General features: G+C 72.5%; 16 protein-coding genes and 1 riboswitch. Of the genes, 9 read left to right on the forward strand and 7 right to left on the reverse strand.

Annotated elements, in window-relative coordinates; all coding sequences use genetic code 11:
- Positions 1-90 precede the first annotated feature (90 nt).
- Positions 91-1,251 carry an N-acetylglucosamine-6-phosphate deacetylase gene (gene nagA / locus H297_RS0121500; RefSeq protein WP_027738741.1) on the reverse strand — a complete coding sequence of 387 codons (1,161 nt, stop codon included), beginning with the start codon at positions 1,249-1,251 and terminating at the stop codon, positions 91-93.
- Positions 1,248-2,261 carry an ROK family protein gene (locus H297_RS0121505; protein WP_027738742.1) on the reverse strand — a complete coding sequence of 338 codons (1,014 nt, stop codon included), beginning with the start codon at positions 2,259-2,261 and terminating at the stop codon, positions 1,248-1,250. Before H297_RS0121505 ends, nagA begins: the two co-directional genes overlap by 4 nt.
- 348 nt (positions 2,262-2,609) lie before the next feature.
- Between H297_RS0121505 and H297_RS0121510 the strand changes: the two genes are divergently transcribed.
- From H297_RS0121510 to otsB, 3 genes are all read left to right on the forward strand, one after another.
- Entirely contained in the window at positions 2,610-3,893 is a 1,284-nt protein-coding gene (locus H297_RS0121510) for an extracellular solute-binding protein (protein WP_037794982.1), read from the forward strand.
- A gap of 62 nt (positions 3,894-3,955) precedes the next feature.
- Complete coding sequence (locus H297_RS0121515; protein WP_027738744.1) at positions 3,956-4,273, forward strand: DUF3263 domain-containing protein; 318 nt, start codon at positions 3,956-3,958, stop codon at positions 4,271-4,273.
- Positions 4,274-4,334: 61 nt separating this feature from the next.
- On the forward strand, positions 4,335-5,216 hold the full coding sequence (gene otsB, locus H297_RS0121520) for a trehalose-phosphatase (protein WP_027738745.1): 882 nt from the start codon (positions 4,335-4,337) through the stop codon (positions 5,214-5,216).
- Positions 5,217-5,250: 34 nt separating this feature from the next.
- On the opposite strand, the gene H297_RS37675 is transcribed toward otsB, so the two are convergent.
- Positions 5,251-6,765 (reverse strand): trehalose-6-phosphate synthase, encoded by a 1,515-nt coding sequence (locus tag H297_RS37675; protein WP_051352055.1) that lies wholly within the window; start codon positions 6,763-6,765, stop codon positions 5,251-5,253.
- A 190-nt stretch (positions 6,766-6,955) separates the two neighbouring features.
- Positions 6,956-8,059: a glucosyl-3-phosphoglycerate synthase gene (locus H297_RS0121530; protein WP_027738746.1), complete on the reverse strand. Its 1,104-nt coding sequence runs from the start codon at positions 8,057-8,059 to the stop codon at positions 6,956-6,958.
- A gap of 249 nt (positions 8,060-8,308) precedes the next feature.
- Positions 8,309-8,459, forward strand: a riboswitch (SAM riboswitch).
- A gap of 18 nt (positions 8,460-8,477) precedes the next feature.
- On the opposite strand from H297_RS0121530, the gene thrC reads away from it, so the two are divergent.
- The 4 genes from thrC (at position 8,478) to groL (ending at position 12,762) form a co-directional block, all read left to right on the forward strand.
- A complete protein-coding gene (gene thrC, locus H297_RS0121535; RefSeq protein WP_027738747.1) occupies positions 8,478-9,791 on the forward strand; it encodes a threonine synthase in 1,314 nt (437 codons plus the stop codon).
- Between the two features lie 38 nt (positions 9,792-9,829).
- Positions 9,830-10,105 carry a MoaD/ThiS family protein gene (locus H297_RS0121540; RefSeq protein ID WP_027738748.1) on the forward strand — a complete coding sequence of 92 codons (276 nt, stop codon included), beginning with the start codon at positions 9,830-9,832 and terminating at the stop codon, positions 10,103-10,105.
- 439 nt (positions 10,106-10,544) lie between these two features.
- Positions 10,545-10,748: a cold-shock protein gene (locus H297_RS0121545; RefSeq protein WP_016472377.1), complete on the forward strand. Its 204-nt coding sequence runs from the start codon at positions 10,545-10,547 to the stop codon at positions 10,746-10,748.
- Between the two features lie 385 nt (positions 10,749-11,133).
- The gene (groL, locus tag H297_RS0121550) at positions 11,134-12,762 is read left to right on the forward strand and encodes a chaperonin GroEL (RefSeq protein WP_027738749.1); all 1,629 of its coding nucleotides are present in this window, start codon (positions 11,134-11,136) and stop codon (positions 12,760-12,762) included.
- Positions 12,763-12,896: 134 nt separating this feature from the next.
- Here groL and H297_RS0121555 read toward each other — a convergent pair whose 3' ends face one another.
- From H297_RS0121555 to H297_RS0121565, 3 genes are all read right to left on the reverse strand, one after another.
- On the reverse strand, positions 12,897-13,247 hold the full coding sequence (locus H297_RS0121555) for a DUF427 domain-containing protein (RefSeq protein WP_027738750.1): 351 nt from the start codon (positions 13,245-13,247) through the stop codon (positions 12,897-12,899).
- An 80-nt stretch (positions 13,248-13,327) separates the two neighbouring features.
- On the reverse strand, positions 13,328-13,969 hold the full coding sequence (locus tag H297_RS0121560) for a GNAT family N-acetyltransferase (RefSeq protein WP_027738751.1): 642 nt from the start codon (positions 13,967-13,969) through the stop codon (positions 13,328-13,330).
- A 55-nt stretch (positions 13,970-14,024) separates the two neighbouring features.
- Complete coding sequence (locus H297_RS0121565) at positions 14,025-15,047, reverse strand: GntR family transcriptional regulator (protein ID WP_027738752.1); 1,023 nt, start codon at positions 15,045-15,047, stop codon at positions 14,025-14,027.
- A gap of 224 nt (positions 15,048-15,271) precedes the next feature.
- Here H297_RS0121565 and H297_RS0121570 point away from each other — a divergent pair, with 224 nt between their 5' ends.
- Together H297_RS0121570 and H297_RS0121575 are read left to right on the forward strand one after the other, a co-directional pair.
- Positions 15,272-16,393 (forward strand): FAD-dependent monooxygenase, encoded by a 1,122-nt coding sequence (locus H297_RS0121570; RefSeq protein WP_027738753.1) that lies wholly within the window; start codon positions 15,272-15,274, stop codon positions 16,391-16,393.
- Positions 16,394-16,431: 38 nt separating this feature from the next.
- Positions 16,432-16,764 (forward strand): YnfA family protein, encoded by a 333-nt coding sequence (locus tag H297_RS0121575; RefSeq protein WP_027738754.1) that lies wholly within the window; start codon positions 16,432-16,434, stop codon positions 16,762-16,764.
- Positions 16,765-17,220 lie beyond the last annotated feature (456 nt).

The following is a 17,220-nucleotide window of genomic DNA, read 5'->3' on the forward strand; positions in this document are numbered from 1 at the left end:
CACGGGCGGAACCGGCCGCGCCAGCGATCATGCCATCGGAACGGCCGCCCGGCGACCCCCGGTGCCGCCTCCGCGCGAGTTCCGTGCAGCTCAGCGGGTGCGCGGGCGCACGACCCAGGAGCCCTGGCGCATGACGCCGGTCAGCCGGAAGTCCGCGTCCAGCACCACCAGGTCGGCCAGCTTGCCCGGTTCCAGGGAGCCCACCGTCCCGGCCACGCCCAGCAGCCGTGCCGGGTTGGCCGACAGGGCCGTGACCGCGTCGGTGACCGACAGCCCGTCGACGGTGACCGCGCGCCGGAAGGCGTGGTCCAGCGTCAGCGTCGAGCCGGCGATCGAGCCGCCCTCGACCAGCCGGGCGACGCCGTCGCGCACGTCGACCTCCAGGTTGCCCAGCGGGTAGCGGCCGTCGCCCATGCCTGCCGCGCCCATGGCGTCGGTGATGAAGGCGACCCGGTCGGCGCCGGCCGCGCGGAAGGCCAACTGGAGCGCGGCGGGGTGCAGGTGGGTGCCGTCGTCGATGAGCTCGACGGTGATCCGCTCGTCCTCCAGCAGGGCGGTGACCGGGCCGGGCTCGCGGTGGCCGAGCGGCGGCATGGCGTTGAACAGGTGGGTGGCGACCGTCGCGCCCGCGTCGATGGCCTCCCGGGTGGACTCGTAGCTGCCGTCGGTGTGGCCGACGGCGGCGATGACGCCGCTGTCGGACAGCAGCCGTACCGAGTCCAGGCCGCCGGGCCGCTCGGGGGCCAGCGTCATCATCACGGCGTGGCCGCGTGCGGCGTCCAGCAGCTTGCGCACGTCGGCGGGGTCGGGGTCGCGCAGCAGGGACTCCTCGTGGGCGCCGCGCCGGTTGCAGGCGATGAAGGGCCCCTCGAAGTGGATACCGGCCAGCTCGCCCTGCTCGACCAGTTCGCTGAGGGAGCCGGCCTGCCGGGACAGGTCGTCCAGGTCGCCGGTGACGGTGGAGGCCGCCATCGTGGTGGTGCCGTGCCGGCGGTGGGTGTCGATGACGGTCAGCGACTCGTCGTGGCTGGCTGCCGAGAAGGAGGCGCCGCCGCCGCCGTGGACGTGCATGTCGACGAAGCCGGGCACGATCCAGTGGCCGCTCAGGTCGATCTCCTCGGCCCCGCCCGGGGCGCCGCCAGGTGGCGCGGGGTCCGCCAGGTGGCGGCCGTCGACCGTCAGCCTGCCGTCCTCGCGTACCCCCTCGGGCAGCACCACCCGGGCGCCGGTCAGCACTGTTCGCTCGCTCATCGGCTCGCAACCTCCGCGGAGAGTAGGTCCCAGGCGAGGAGCCCCGCACCCAGGCAGCCCGCGGCATCCCCGAGCGCCGCGGGCACGATGGCCGGGAGTGGCTGGAAGGTGACCTTCTCGCGGACCGCCTCCCGGAGCGGAACGAAGAGGGTGTCGCCCGCCTCGGCGAGGCCGCCGCCGATGATCAGGGTGTGCGGGTCGAGCAGGGTGAGGCCGGTGACCAGCCCGGTGGCGAGCGCGTCGACGGCCTCGGCCCACACCTTCGCCGCCCGCGGGTCGCCGGCCTCGACGGCCTGCGCGGCGTCCGCCGCCGTCGCCTCGGGGTCCCCGCTGGCCGCGGCCCAGGCCGCGCCGACCGCGGAGGCGGAGGCGAGCCGTTCCAGGCAGCCGCGCTGTCCGCAGCCGCACGGCGGTCCGTCGGGGCGTACGACGATGTGGCCGATCTCCCCCGCGCTGCCGTGCGCCCCCGGTTCGACGGTCCTCCCGATGCCGATGGCCCCCGCGATGCCGGTGCCCAGGGGCACGAACAGGTAGCGGTCGACGCCTTCGCCGGCGCCGATGCGTCCCTCCGCGAGTCCGCCGGTGCGTACGTCGTGCCCCAGCGCGACGGGCAGCAGGGGCAGTTCGGCGGGCCGGTCCTGCCCCAGGCGTTCGCTCAGCAGGGCGCGGAAGGGGACGTCGCGCCAGCCGAGGTTGGCGGAGAAGACGGCGACGCCGCGCTCGTCGTCGATGATGCCGGGCACGGCGACTCCGGCTGCGGACGGCTCGGTGCCGTACTGCTCCAGGCCCACCGCGCGCAGCTCGGCGGCGAAGTCGAGGATGCCCTCGACCACGGCCTCGGGTCCGCGCTCGCGGCCGGTCGCCCGCCGTGCCTCGTACAGCAGTTCGTTGCCGGAGCCGATGAGGGCGGCCTTCATGCCGGTGCCGCCGACATCGAGGGCGAGGACGTACCGCGCGGTGCGTGCGGGCCGCGTGGGGGGTGCGGTGGGGGCCTCTTCGGGGGTACTCACGCGGCACAGTGTCCCGCGTCGGACCTGAAAAGGTCTAGTCCACTCCGGGGATCTTCTGCCGTTCGGTCCCCCTCCGGGTACCCGGCCGCGGCCGTCCGGGTGCCCGGTGCGGACGCGGCCGCCGTCCGAACCGTCCGTGCCCGGAACGGTTCTGCGGAGCCCGAACGGAAGCCAAGCTGATCCCTTACCGGTATCGATCATCTGTAGACGACCCAGGGGTCACGGAGAGAGACTCCCGCCCAACGGACCGGGGTTGGTGGTGCCAAGGGGACTGACGGTGCCAGGGGGTCCACAGCACGTACATCGCACGTTCTGAGGGTTCGCAGGGTCGTTAGGGGTGTCGAAAAGATGGATCGGCGGCGTTTTCTGGGCATGGCGGCGGGCGGAGCGGCCTCCGCGGCCGGCATGACCGCGTTGAGCGGCTGCGGCAGCGGTCCGGGGTCCGGCGGCGTCACGCTGAAACTCGTCGCCGCGGACTACGGGAACCCTGGCGCGGACAACAGCTCGAAGGTCTACTGGCAGAACCTCGCCGACGCCTTCACCAAGAAGAACCCCGGCATCTCCGTCGACGTCACCGTCCACAGCTGGAACGACATCGGCAAGAAGCTGAAGGAGCTGGTCGACTCCGACAACCCGCCGGACATCGCGCAGGTCGACTCGTACGCCACCTGGGCCTCGGAGGGGAAGCTCTACAAGGTCAGCGAACTGCTGCCGATACCCGCCCAGGCCGAGTTCCTGGTCTCCCTCGCGGAGGCCGGCGAGGTGCAGCGTGTCCAGTACGGGCTGCCCTTCGTGGCCAGCACGCGCGTACTGATGTACAACAAGGACCTCTTCGCCAAGGCCGGGCTGGACCCGGACAAGCCGCCGCGGAGCTGGGAGGCGCTCAAGTCCGCCGCCCGCTCCCTGCGTGAGGCCGGCGTCAAGATCCCCTACGGCCTGCCGCTCGGCCCGGAGGAGGCCCAGGGCGAGGCGCTGATGTGGATGCTGGGCAACGGCGGGTCCTACGTCGACAGCGTCGGCAACTACACCCTCAACTCCCCGGAGAACATCGAGACGATGGAGTGGCTGCGCGACAACCTCGTCGCTCCCGGCTACACGGAGCCCAACCCGCAGCGGGTCGACAGGCAGCAGCTCTTCGACGCCTTCAGCGCGGGGAAGGTCGGCGTCCTCAACGGGCATCCCACCCTGATGCACCAGGCCGACCAGAAGGACATCTCCTACGGCACCGGCAAGCTGCCGGGGCGCGACGGTCCGGCGGACGGCACCCTGGGCGTCGGCGACTGGATGATGGCCTTCAACAAGAACGGCCACCGCGAGGAGTGCGGCAAGTTCCTCTCCTTCGTCTACGAGGAGAAGAACCACTACGCCTTCGCCGCCCAGTACGGTCTGCTGCCGGTCACCACGAGCGCGTCGGAGCGGATGCGCAAGGACAAGAAGCACAAGAAGCTGTGGCCCTTCCTCGACCAACTGGCCGGCGCGGAGTTCTACCCGGTCGGCAAGGTCTCGTGGACGGCGACCAACGACACTCTCAAGAAGTCCGTCGGGCAGGCCGCGAAGAAGGGCGGCGACCCCAGGAGCGTGCTGACGGCCCTCCAGCGCAAGGCGGAGGCGGCCGAGAAGGCGAGCTCCTAGCCACGCGGCCCGGCTCCCTGGACCCGGCCGGCTCTGTCAGGGGCCCGCCGTACGGTGGAGGCATGAGCACACCGGACGGGGACGAGGGCGGCGCAGCGGAAGAGCCCGCGGAGACGGCGGGGCTCACGGAAGCGGCGGAACCCGCGGAGACGGCGGGGCTCACGGACGAGGACCGGGCCGTCCTCGCCTTCGCCGCGCGCGGCTGGCCCTCGCCCGGCGAGAAGGAGCGGGCCGTCAGGGAGCGGCTCGGCATGTCCCCGGTCCGCTACTACCAGTTCCTGAACGCCCTGCTCGACGACCCGCAGGCGCTGCGGTACGACCCCGTGACGGTCAACCGGCTGCGGCGGCTCCGCCAGGCCAACCGCGACCGTGCCCGCTGAGCGGCGGCCGTTCGCCTGCCGGAGCCGACGCGTTCCGCACCTGACTCGCTAGGGTGCCGCCATGCCGTCTCAGCCCTCGCCTCCCCCGTCCCCGCACCCGCTGCCCGCACCGGAGACGGAGGCGGGGCGCGCGGGGCTCGCCGCGCTCCGTGCCGCACCAAAGCGCGCCGTACTGGCACTCGACTTCGACGGGACGCTGGCGCCCATCGTCGCCGACCCCCGCGACGCACGGGCCCACCCCGAGGCGGCGGCGGCCCTCGCCCGGCTCGCGCCGCGCCTGGCGGGCATCGCCGTCATCACCGGCCGGCCCGCCGCCGACGCCGTCACCTACGGCGCCTTCGACGGCGCGGCCGGTCTGGAGGGGCTGACCGTCCTGGGGGCCTACGGGGCCGAGCGGTGGAACGCCGCCGACCGCACCGTCCGCGCCCCCGAACCCCCTGCCGGGGTGGCCGCCGTCCGCGCCGAACTCCCCGCCCTGCTCACAAAGCTGGGGGCCCCGGACGGCACCTGGACGGAGGACAAGGGCAGGGCGCTCGCCGTGCACACCCGGCGCGCCGCCGCCCCCGACGAGGCCCTCGCCCTCCTGCGCGCGCCCCTGTACGCCCTCGCCGAACGGCACGGCCTCGTGGTCGAGCCCGGCCGCATGGTGCTGGAGCTGCGCCCTCCGGGAGCCGACAAGGGCGCCGCCCTGGCGGACTACGTCCGGGAGAAGAGCGCGGGCGCCGTCGTCTACGCGGGCGACGACCTGGGCGACCTGCCCGCCTACGAGACGGTCACCGCGCTGCGGGACGCGGGGGTGCCGGGCCTGCTGCTCTACAGCGCCCCCGAGACCGGCGACGAGACGGTTCCCCGCCTCGCGGAGCGCGCGGACGTGACCGTCCGGGGTCCCGCGGGCCTGGTGGCCTGGCTGCGCGCGCTGGCGGACGCGCTGGACGCGCGGTAAGGCCCGCGGCGGCAGCGACGACGACGGCAGCGGCTCAGCGCCGCAGCGCCTCCAGTTGGTCGAGGAGCCAGCGCGTGGGCGGGTGCGCGGTGGCGGTCGCGGCCAGCTTCGCGGAGGACGCGGCACGGGTGGCGGGGTCCGCCTCCAGGGCGTCCCGGAGCGCCCGTGCCGTCTCCCGTACGTCGAAGGGGTTGACGGACCAGGCGTCGGCGCCCATCTCCTCGTGGGCGCCGGCCTCCCGCGAGAGCACCAGCGCGCAGCCCTGGTCGGAGACGACGGGAATCTCCTTCGCGACGAGGTTCATCCCGTCCCGGACGGGGTTGACCAGCGCGACGTCGGCCATCCGGTACGCCGCCAGCGACCGCGCGAAGTCGTCCTTGACGTGCAGCACGACGGGTGTCCAGCCGGGGGTGGAGAACTCGGCGTTGATCTCGTCGGCGACCCGGCCGACCTCGGCGGTGTAGTCGCGGTAGACGGCCAGGTCCTGGCGCGAGGGGTAGGCGAACGCCAACTGGACGACGTGTTCGCGCCATTCGGGGTGGTCGGTGAGCAGCCGCCGGAAGGCGTGGAGCCCGCGCACGATGTTCTTCGACAGCTCGGTGCGGTCGACCCGTACGACGGTCCGCCGCGGCCTGCCGTCGGGCGCGGTGCCCACCTGCTCGCGGAGCTGCCCCATCCGCTCCGCGACGTCCTCCCGGTGGGCACGCTCACGCAGGAAGTCGCCGTCCGCGCCGAGCGGGTGCACCCCGATGCGGGTGGTGCGGCCCTGGTACGTCACCGACAGCCCGGCCCCTGCCTCGCCGTGGTCGGTGACGGTGGCGCCGAGCACCCGTGCGCAGCACTCCGCGAACAGCCGCGCCCAGCGCGCGGTCAGGAAGGCCGTGCGGTCGGCGCCGAGCATGCCCCGCAGGACGTCCGCCGCCACGTCGTCGGGCAGCAGCCGGAAGTAGTCGGGGGGCGCCCAGGGCGTGTGCGAGAAGTGGCCGATCCGCAGGTCGGGGCGGCGCTCCCGGAGCAGCCCGGGGACCAGGGTGAGGTGGTAGTCCTGCACCAGCACCGTGGCGCCCGGCCCGGCCTCCTGGGCCAGCGCGTCGGCGAAGGCGGCGTTGTAGGTCCCGTACTCCGCCCACTGGCGGGTGAAGTCCTCGTCGAAGGCGGGTTCGAGCGGGATCTGGTAGAGCATGTGGTGGGTGAACCACAGCACCGAGTTGGCGATGCCGTGGTAGGCGGCCTCGAAGGTGCCGGCCGGGATGTCGAGCATCCGCACGGTCTGCCCGCCGGTGTCCTGGCGGTCCAGGTGGCCGCCTGCGCGGCGGGCCGCCTCGCGGTCGCCGTCACCCAGCGCGGCGCACACCCATACCGCGTCCGCGTCCGGGCCGATGGCCGACAGGCCGGACACCAGACCGCCGCCGCCCCGCTTGGCGGCGAGCGTCCCGTCCTCCGCGCGCGTGTACGAGACGGGCCCGCGGTTGGAGGCGACAAGGACCTGCGAGGACGCCTCGGCTGCTGCGGGGGACGACGCGTGCGGTGGTGGTGCTCCAGCGGCCATGCGCGGAGCTTAGCCGTTCACGAATCCGCTCAAACGTGCCCCTGGACCGCCGGAATCCCCTGTACTCCCGGTCCTCCGGCTCTCCGAGGCTGCACCCGGCTCCCCGGCCCTGAGCCCCCGGTTCCTGAGCCCCCGGTGCTGAGCGCCCAGGACTCCGTGGCCCCGGGCTCACCGGGCGACGGGCCGCCCCTCACGCGGCCACCCGCCGCTGCCCGTATTCGGGCACCGTGCACATCGGCGGGCGCTCCTCCGCGTCGATCAGGTGGCCGCGGGGGATGAAGGCGCCCTCCTCGTCCCGCTCGAACTGGGTCAGCGGCGTCACCCCCGAGCGGCCCCCGAGCACGGACGCGTCGTCCCGGCGGCCCCCCAGCTCGGCGCCGCCTTCGGGGGCCGGGCCGGTACCGCCTCCGAGCAGGTGGCCGTCCCCGTGCACGCTCCGGTGGCCGTCCCCGGGTACGTGCAGACCCACTCCGCGCTCGATGCGGCGCTGTGCCGTCGCGTAGATGGCCGTGGCCATCCGGCCCAGCGCCAGCCCGTCCTGGTTGCGGTGCAGCCGCACCCCCACGTCGACCTGCGCCAGCGCGTCGAGCCCGGCCAGCTCCAGCGCGTCGACCAGCAGCGCCAGCTCCACCCCGTAGCCGACCGGGAACGGCAGCCGCTCCAGCAGCGAGCGGCGGGCCGCGTACTCGCCGCCCAGCGGCTGCACCAGTCCGGCCAGCCGCGGCCAGTGCAGGTTGAGCAGCGGGCGCGCCACCAGCTCCGTGACCCGGCCGCCGCCTGCCGGGCTGTCCCGCAGCGGCCGGTCGTACATCGCCTTGACGAGCTGCACGTCGGGCTCCGTCAGCAGCGGGCCGACGATGCCGGTGACGAAGTCGGGCGAGAACTCGCGCAGGTCCGCGTCGACGAAGCAGATGATGTCGCCTCCGGTCACCATGAGTGAGCGCCACAGCACCTCGCCCTTGCCGGAGCGGGCCGGCACCCGGGGGAGCACCTCGTCGCGGTGGACGACCCTGGCGCCGGCCGCCGCCGCGACCTCGCCGGTGCGGTCGGTGGAGCCGGAGTCCATCACGATCACCTCGTCCACCAGCGCAGTTCTGGTGGCCGGGTGCGGCAGGGCCAGTTCGCGGCGGATGATCGAGACGATCTCGCCGACGGTCTCCTCCTCGTCGAGGGCGGGCAGTACCACGCTGACCGTGGTGCCGGTGCGCCGCTTGGCCGCCAGCAGCGACTCCAGCGGCCGGTCGGCGGCGCGCCAGGAGCGGCGCCGCAGCCATTGGCCCACTTCTTCGAGCACGTGCGCGCCTTCCTGTAGTCCGTCCTGGTCGTCCGTCCTGGGCGCCTGTCCTGTCGGCCGTCCGGGTCCGTCGGCGGGGCCGGACGGGGGGTGGCGGACGGTCGACGGTGATCCGTCTCGCGGTTCGGACGTCCCTCTCAAGCGTGACGGCCGTCGGTTACAGTCTTGAACAACGCAGGTGGCCTCCGCATCTCGGGGGCCGTCGCGACAAACGCCCGGGCGGCCGCTCGCCGCCCGGTGCCACAGAGCAGCTCATCCAGAGGGGCAGAGGGAACGGCCCGTTGAAGCCCCGGCAACCATCCCGCGATCCGCGTGTACGCGGAAAGCTGTGGCGAGACCGCCTCGTGGGGACGGTGCCAATTCCGGCCCGTGGCGAGATACGGCACGGGGAAGATGAGGAGAAAGGGCCTCGCCTCACATGGCTGTGCAAACCGTTGCAGGCAACACCACCGCCACCACCGACTCCGACGCCGCACCCTCCTACGACCTCGGAGCGGCCGTCGCCCTCTCCTGTCGCGAGTGCGGCACCCGCACACCGCTCGGTCCCAGCTTCGTGTGTCTGGAGTGTTTCGGTCCGCTGGAGGTCGCCTACGAGCTGCCGACCGGTGACCCGGAGGCGCTGCGCAAGCGCATCGAGTCGGGGCCCGCCTCGATGTGGCGCTACGCACCGCTGCTGCCCGTGCCCGCGGACGTCGCCGCCAGGCCGAACCTCAACCCCGGTTTCACCCAGCTCGTCCAGGCCGACCGGCTCGCGGCCGAGCTGGGCGTGACCGGCGGTCTCTACGTCAAGGACGACTCCGGCAACCCCACCCACTCCTTCAAGGACCGCCCGGTCGCCATCGCGCTGGAGGCCGCCCGCGCCTTCGGCTTCACCACGCTGTCCTGCTCCTCGACCGGCAACCTGGCCGGCGCGGTGGGGGCTGCCGCCTCGCGCGCGGGACTGCGCTCGTGCGTGTTCATCCCCGACGGACTGGAGCAGTCCAAGGTCGTGATGGCCGCGGTCTACGGCGGCGACCTGGTGGCGATCGACGGCACGTACGACGACGTGAACCGGTTCTGCTCCGAGCTGATCGGTGACCCGCTGGGTGAGGGCTGGGGCTTCACCAACGTCAACCTGCGGCCCTTCTACGCCGAGGGGTCGAAGTCGCTGGCGTACGAGATCTGCGAGCAGCTCGGCTGGGAGCTGCCCGACCAGATCGTCATCCCCGTCGCCTCCGGCTGTCAGCTCGTCAAGATCGACAAGGGGCTGCGGGAGCTGGTCCGGCTCGGCCTCGTCGAGGACAAGCCGTTCCGGATCTTCGCCGCCCAGGCCGAGGGCTGCTCTCCGGTCTCCCGGGCCTACAAGGAGGGCACCAGCGCCGTCCGCCCGGTCAGGCAGCCCGACACCGTCGCCAAGTCCCTCGCCATCGGCGACCCGGCCGACGGTCCGTACGTCGTGGACATCTGCACGCGGACCGGCGGCGCCGTCGAGGACGTGAACGACGAGCAGATCGTGGACGCGATGAAGCTGCTCGCGCGGACCGAGGGCGTCTTCGCGGAGACGGCGGGCGGCGTCACGCTGGGCGTGACGCGCAAGCTGATCGAGGCCGGGGCGATCGACCCCACCCTGACGACGGTGGTCCTCAACACCGGCGACGGCCTCAAGACGCTGGACGCCGTGGCGCCCACGGCGCGTCCCACCGCCGTCATCGGCCCCAACCTGGCCGCCTTCCGGGACGCCGGGCTCGCCTGACCCGGGGCCCACCCTCCGACGTAAGGAAGAGACGAAACATGAGCGTGAACGTCCGGATCCCGACCATTCTGCGCACCTACACGGGCGGCCAGGCGGAGGTCTCCGCCGAGGGCGACACCCTGGAGGCGGTGCTGGCGGACCTGGAGAAGAACCACACGGGCATCAGCGCCCGGGTGCTCGACGACACGGGCAAGCTGCGTCGCTTCGTCAACGTCTACGTCAACGACGACGACGTCCGCTTCGAGCAGGGCCTGCAGACCCCGACGCCGGACGGCGCGGGGATCTCGATCATCCCGGCGGTGGCCGGCGGCTGAGGCCACGGCGTCCGCAGCCTCGGAATCGCCCCTTCCGGATCCGGTCCGGAAGGGGCGATTCCGCGTTCCGGAAGGCGGTAGAGTGACGGGAGTTTCCGCATGGTGTCCCGCCGCTCCATACCAGGCGCATATGCGAATGCGTCGGCACATGTGACAGCGGCCGTACAAGTTGGTGCCGAAAACGCCGGGCCAATTGTCGTGATGACCCCGTATGCCTGGCCCGACTTGCCCTGGTGGCACCGGAGTTGAGGCGGTTTTCCCGATCAGCCGTGCCCAGAATTCTCGTCCGATTGACCTGTTGCACAGGGCGTCCGTGCAGATACATTCAGCGGCGGTCGACGCGTTCCGGCGCACGCCCCCCGCTCGTCGTGGGGGTGAGGTCTGACCCGGGTTCGCGAAGTGCGGGCTCGTGCAAGGGCCAGTAATAGGGGAGTTAGGAATGGCTCAGGGCACCGTCAAGTGGTTCAACGCGGAGAAGGGGTACGGCTTCATCGCGGTCGACGGTGGTGCGGACGTGTTCGTCCACTACAGCGCGATCCAGATGGACGGGTACCGCACTCTCGACGAAGGGCAGCGGGTCGAGTTCGAGATCTCGCAGGGTCAGAAGGGGCCGCAGGCGGACATGGTCCGCGTGACCGGCTGACTGCCGCCGGACTGCGCGCAGACGCAGACTCGAACAGTGAGGGGCCGCCCCCCGACGGGGGGCGGCCCCTCACTGGTGTCCGCGGCCTGCGGGGCACGGTGCGGAGCACCCCGGGTCGCTTGCGCTTCCCCCGTCGCCCGACCACCAGGCCCCCGTCAGGACTCCCTCGGAGTCGCTTGCACTCACCATGCCCGAGTGCTAATCATTGGGTTAGCACTCTACGAGTGAGAGTGACAGACAAGGACCGGGTCGGTGAGGTCCGCGGACCGGGTGGGGAAGGAACCCGCCGGGTCGCAGGCCGTCCGTCGCGGGCGCCACGCGGTCCGGAGCAATCCACACCCTCCCCTTGCTCGGGCATGGGGGAATCCAGGGAGGACCAACCCACATGGCCAAGATCATCGCCTTTGACGAGGAGGCGCGGCGCGGTCTTGAGCGTGGCATGAACCAGCTTGCCGACGCCGTCAAGGTCACGCTCGGCCCGAAGGGCCGCAACGTCGTTCTGGAGAAGAAGTGGGGCGCCCCCACCATCACCAACGACGGTGTCTCCATCGCCAAGGAGATCGAGCTTGAGGACTCCTATGAGAAGATCGGCGCGGAGCTGGTCAAGGAGGTCGCCAAGAAGACGGACGACGTAGCCGGTGACGGCACGACGACCGCGACCGTCCTGGCCCAGGCGCTGGTCCGCGAGGGGCTGCGCAACGTCGCCGCGGGTGCCAACCCGATGGCCCTCAAGCGCGGCATCGAGAAGGCCACCGAGGCCGTCTCCGCCGCCCTGCTGGAGCAGGCGAAGGACGTGGAGACCAAGGAGCAGATCGCCTCCACCGCCTCCATCTCCGCGGCCGACACCCAGATCGGTGAGCTGATCGCCGAGGCCATGGACAAGGTCGGCAAGGAAGGCGTCATCACCGTCGAGGAGTCGCAGACCTTCGGGCTGGAGCTGGAGCTCACCGAGGGCATGCGCTTCGACAAGGGCTACATCTCCGCCTACTTCGCCACCGACATGGAGCGCATGGAGGCGGAGCTGGAGGACCCGTACATCCTCATCGTCAACTCCAAGATCAGCAACGTGAAGGACCTCCTTCCGCTGCTGGAGAAGGTCATGCAGTCGGGCAAGCCGCTGCTGATCATCGCGGAGGACGTCGAGGGCGAGGCCCTGTCCACGCTGGTCGTCAACAAGATCCGCGGCACCTTCAAGTCCGTCGCCGTCAAGGCCCCGGGCTTCGGTGACCGCCGCAAGGCCATGCTCGGTGACATCGCCATCCTCACCGGTGGCCAGGTCATCTCCGAGGAGGTCGGTCTCAAGCTGGAGAACGCCTCCCTGGACCTGCTGGGCCGCGCCCGCAAGGTCCAGATCACCAAGGACGAGACCACCATCGTCGACGGTGCGGGCGACAGCGAGCAGGTCGCGGGCCGGGTCAACCAGATCCGCGCCGAGATCGAGAACAGCGACTCGGACTACGACCGCGAGAAGCTCCAGGAGCGCCTGGCGAAGCTGGCCGGCGGCGTGGCCGTCATCAAGGCCGGTGCCGCCACCGAGGTCGAGCTCAAGGAGCGCAAGCACCGCATCGAGGACGCCGTCCGCAACGCGAAGGCGGCCGTCGAGGAGGGCATCGTCGCCGGCGGTGGCGTGGCCCTGCTCCAGGCCTCCTCGGTCTTCGAGAAGCTGGAGCTGGACGGCGACGAGGCCACCGGTGCCGCCGCCGTCAAGCTGGCCCTGGAGGCCCCGCTCAAGCAGATCGCGGTCAACGCCGGTCTCGAGGGCGGCGTCATCGTGGAGAAGGTGCGCAACCTGACCCCGGGCCACGGCCTGAACGCCGCCTCCGGCGAGTACGTCGACATGATCGCCGAGGGCATCCTCGACCCGGCCAAGGTGACGCGCTCCGCGCTGCAGAACGCCGCCTCCATCGCGGCGCTCTTCCTGACCACCGAGGCCGTCATCGCCGACAAGCCGGAGAAGGCCGCCGCGGGCGCCGACGCGGCTGCCGCCGGTGGCATGGGCGGCATGGACTTCTGAGTCCGGCCGCCGGTCACGGCACCGCCCGCCGAGGCAGGCCGCTACGGCGCAGCCGAGGCGAGCAGAGGGCGGGCACCCCACGCGGGTGCCCGCCCTTCGTCGTGCCGTAGGCCGGCCTCTCGCCGTGCCGCAGGTCAGCCGACCTCGACCTCCGCGAAGCACAGACGGCCCTCGATCGGGGAGACCAGCTCCTTGGGCTCGGGGTAGGACCAGGCGACGTCCTCGGCGCTGCCGTCGGCCAGGGACCAGTACGCGGCGACGCCCTTGAACGGGCAGGTGGTCCGGGTCTCGGAGGGGGCGAGCAGGTCGGTGCGTACGTCCTCGGGCGGCAGGTAGTAGCGCACCGGGTAGCCCGTCTCGCGGAGCAGGAGCGGGCGGCTGCTGTCGGCCAGCACCTGGCCCTGGTGCGTCACCCTGACGTGGTCGGTGCCTTCTTCGACGGTGATGGTGTGACCGTTGCCCCGGTCTTGGCCGTGCGGAGACATGGGCTCTCCCTTGCGTCGTGGACGGAGTCGGTGGGGCGTTCCGCTCAACCTACTCAGCGCGGGCCGTCCGGGGCCGGAACTCACCGGCCGAACAGCGGAAGAGCCGCGGCCAGGCCGTGCACCTGCACGGGCACGGTGCGGTGCGCCTCCCAGCCGGCACGGTCGAGACGGAAGTGCTTCAGGTGCCGCGCCCGGCCCTGGACGGCGGCCACGGAGACGCCGTCCGGCCGGTACCCGAGCTTCTCCGAGACCCGGCGTGAGCGCGGGTTGTCCGCCATTGCGGCCGAGGTCGCGCTGTGGGCGCCGAGCCCCTCGAACGCCAGGTGCAGCAGCGCGGCCCGCATCTCGGTGCCGAACCCCCGGCCCTGGTGGTCGGCGCCGAGCCAGGAGCCGGTGCGGGCCTCCCGTACGACGGCGAACGCGTCGCCGCTCAGGTCGGCCCGCCCGATCACCGTCCCCTCGTGCACCACGGCCGTGCTCAGCGTCCACGCTTCGGGGCGCCAGTCCGCGACGGTGCTCAGGACGTGCTGGAAACAGCCCCGCATGCGCTCCTGGGGACCGACCGCGGTCCAGGGGACGCTGAAGGGCATCTCGGCCTCGTCGTGGATCCTTCCCCCGGCCAGTTCGGCCAGCTCCGTGAGCGCCGCCGCGTCCGGAAGGCGCAGCTCCAGCCGGGGAGTTGTCAGGCGCAGCCCGTACAGGGGCCAGATGTGGGCTTCCATGACGGGAGCCTGCCGAACCGCCGGCCGCGGGGCGACCGGATTTCCGCCCGCGGGGTCACCCCTCGCCCGCCGTCAGCCGGGCCACCCGGTCCAGGACGGCGGCCAGCCCCAGCTCGAACAGCTCGTCCAGGTGCAGGTCGTAGCCGTCCTCACCGAGGGCGCCGAGCACCCGGGTGAAGGCCGGGTACGTCCCGGAAGCGGTGAACCACTCCAGCGTCGCCTTCTGCTGGTCCAGCCACTCCTGGTCCGTCAGCCCGGTGCTGCTCCGCGCAGCCGTCTCCCGCTCCCCCTGCACGGCGAGGGCCTGCACATGGCTGTAGAGCAGGACGTCGACGTTCAGCATGGTCGCCGCGGACAGGCCGTGGCCCTCCAGGGAGCCGAGGATCCACTCGGAGTACGCCAGCAGGCCCGGCAGCAGCAACGGGCGGGTCAGCGGGGTGATCTGGGCCAGCCAGGGGTGGGCGCGGTGGAGCCGCCACAGGGCCCGGGCGCCCGTCTCCAGCCGGGCCCGCCAGCCGATGGGCGCCTCCGGCGAGTCGGGGGCCGGCAGCGGCAGCCCGGCCAGGACGGTGTCCGCCATCAGCAGCACCAGGTCGTCCTTGCCGTCGACGTAGCGGTAGGCCGCCATCGTGGCGGTGCCGAGGCGGGCGGCCACGCTCCGCATCGACAGCGCGGCCATCCCCTCCGCGTCGGCGATCTCGACCGCCGCCCGGACGACACGCTCCCGCGTCAGCTCCCGCCCCGTCTCCCGCCCCTGTGCTCCCCCTTGTTCCCGCGCCGGCTCGCGTTCCGTCTCCCGGGAGCCGGTTCCCGCCGCGTGGCCCCGACGGGGCGGCAGCGGGTCGGGCCGGGGGGCCCGCGGGGAGGCGACCACGGTGCCCACCCGCGGCTGCGCCTCGACGAGCCCCTCCTGGCGCAGGGCGGCCAGCGCCTTGGTGGCGGTGGCCAGAGCCACGTTCCACTGCCGGGCGAGCCCGCGGGTGGAGGGCACCCGGTCGCCCGGGGCGAACTCGCCGTCGCGGATGCGCCGCCGCAGCTCCGCCGCGATCCGGGCGTAGGGGGGTGTGGGGTCGGTCACAACGGTTCCTCCTGTGGGGCCTGTGCTAGCACAGATCTGACGGGCGGGGAGGACTGCCCGTGCGAGGAGCTGTACTAGCACAGATTACCCGCTGAGCGCACGGGGGAGCTGTACCGGCTGTGTGCGTACACCGTACATTCAGGATGTCCTGCCACCCGGAAACACCGGAGGCGCCGGGGCGCCAGGGCGCATCCCGCCGCGTACGCCGTACGAAGGAGTCTGCCGTGAAGACCGTCCTCATCTCCGGAGCGAGCGTCGCCGGGCTGACCCTCGCCTGCCTGCTGGCCGAGCGCGGCTTCGCGCCCACCGTCGTCGAGCGCGCCCCCGCGGTGCGCCCCGGCGGGCATGCCGTCGACGTCCGCGGTGTCGCACTCGACGTCCTGGACCGGATGGGCCTTCTCGACGAGGCGCGCGCCGTGCGGACGCGTATGCGCGGCATGTCCATGCACGACGCGAACGGTCGCGAACTGTGGCGGTCCTCGGAGATGACCTACAGCAGCGGCCGGCTCGACAGCGACGACATCGAGCTGCTCCGCGAGGACCTGACCGCACTGCTGTACCGCCGTGCGCGGGGCCGGGCCGAGTTCCTCTTCGGCAACCGCCTCACCGCGCTCGACCGGACCCCTCACGCGGTGTCGGCCACCTTTGCCGACGGCACCCGCCGCACGTTCGACCGCGTCGTGGGAGCGGACGGCCTGCACTCCGGGGTGCGGAAGCTGGCCTTCGGGCCCGAGTCCCGCTACCTCCACCACCTCGGCTCCCACCTGGCCGTCTTCTCCACCGACAACTTCCCCGGCCTCGACAACTGGCAGGTCTGGAGCCAGGGCGAGAGCGCGAGCTACTGCCTCTACCCCGTACGGGACAACACCCGACTGCGGGCCACGCTGGGCTTCATGTCGGGGCCGCTCGACTACGACCACCACGACACCGAGCAGCAGAAGGACCTGCTGGCCACCCGCATGGCGGGGCTGGGCGGCGACGCTCCGGAGCTCCTGAAGGCCATGCGCACGGCGCCCGACTTCTTCTTCGACGCCATGGCCCAGATCCGCATGGACCGCTGGGTGAACGGCCGTGTCGCGCTGGTCGGTGACGCCGGGTACGGTCCGTCACCGCTGTCCGGACAGGGCACCAGCCTCGCCCTCGTCGGCGCCCGGGTGCTGGCCGACGAGCTCTGCGCGGCGGTCGCCCCCGGCGGCACCGACGCCTGCGGTCCCTTCGCGCGCTACGAGCAGCGCATGCGCCCCTTCGTCGCCCTCAACCAGGCCCTCGCCACCGAGAACCCCGGACGGGGCGCGCCGGAGGAGTCGCTGGAGCGTGCGAAGAACGCCCTGGACCTCGACGCCTGACGCGGGGCGCCGGCCAGGGGTCTGGAAGACTGGCGCCCGTGCTCACGCTCCGCTCCCTCGCCCTGTTCGCCGCCGCCGCGCTCCTGGAGATCGGGGGTGCCTGGCTGGTGTGGCAGGGGGTGAGGGAGCACCGGGGATGGGTGTGGATCGGAGGGGGTGTCGTGGCGCTGGGGCTGTACGGCTTCGCCGCCACGCTCCAGCCCGATGCCGACTTCGGCCGCGTCCTCGCCGCGTACGGCGGTGTCTTCGTCGCCGGGTCCCTGGCCTGGGGCATGGTCGCGGACGGCTACCGCCCGGACCGCTACGACGTTCTCGGCGCCCTGATCTGCCTCGCCGGGATGGCCGTGATCATGTACGTACCGCGCCGTTGAGGGCTGAATTCTGCTGCCCGTGGGTGAGGGTCTGCTGCGCTGTGGGTGAGGGTGGGTGGGGCCTGTTGTGAGGGTGCCCATAGGAGCCAGGTCACGTACGAAGCGGCGTCGCAGGTTCCGTGTGCGGGGGTGGGGGCGGTCCAGCGCGTCGGGGTGGGGGTTGGGGACGAAGCGGGGTCGTAGGTCACACAGTTGTCGGCTCGGGGAGCCGGTTTCCAGGGTGGGTGCCGGATCGCGACGAGAGCCGGGGTACGCCCCGCACGACGCGGTCGGATGTGTCCCCCTTTGAAAGGCATCCCCCTTCGCATGCGTACTGCTCTGCGCAACCGCAAGCTGACCACCGGCCTGACCGTCCTGGGTGCCGCCGGTATCGCCACCGCCACCCTGACCGGCACCGCCCACGCCGCCGACCAGCCCGAGCACGGCAAGCCCGCCGCCCAGACCCGCCAGCTCCCC

Source organism: Streptomyces sp. CNT360, assembly GCF_000424785.1.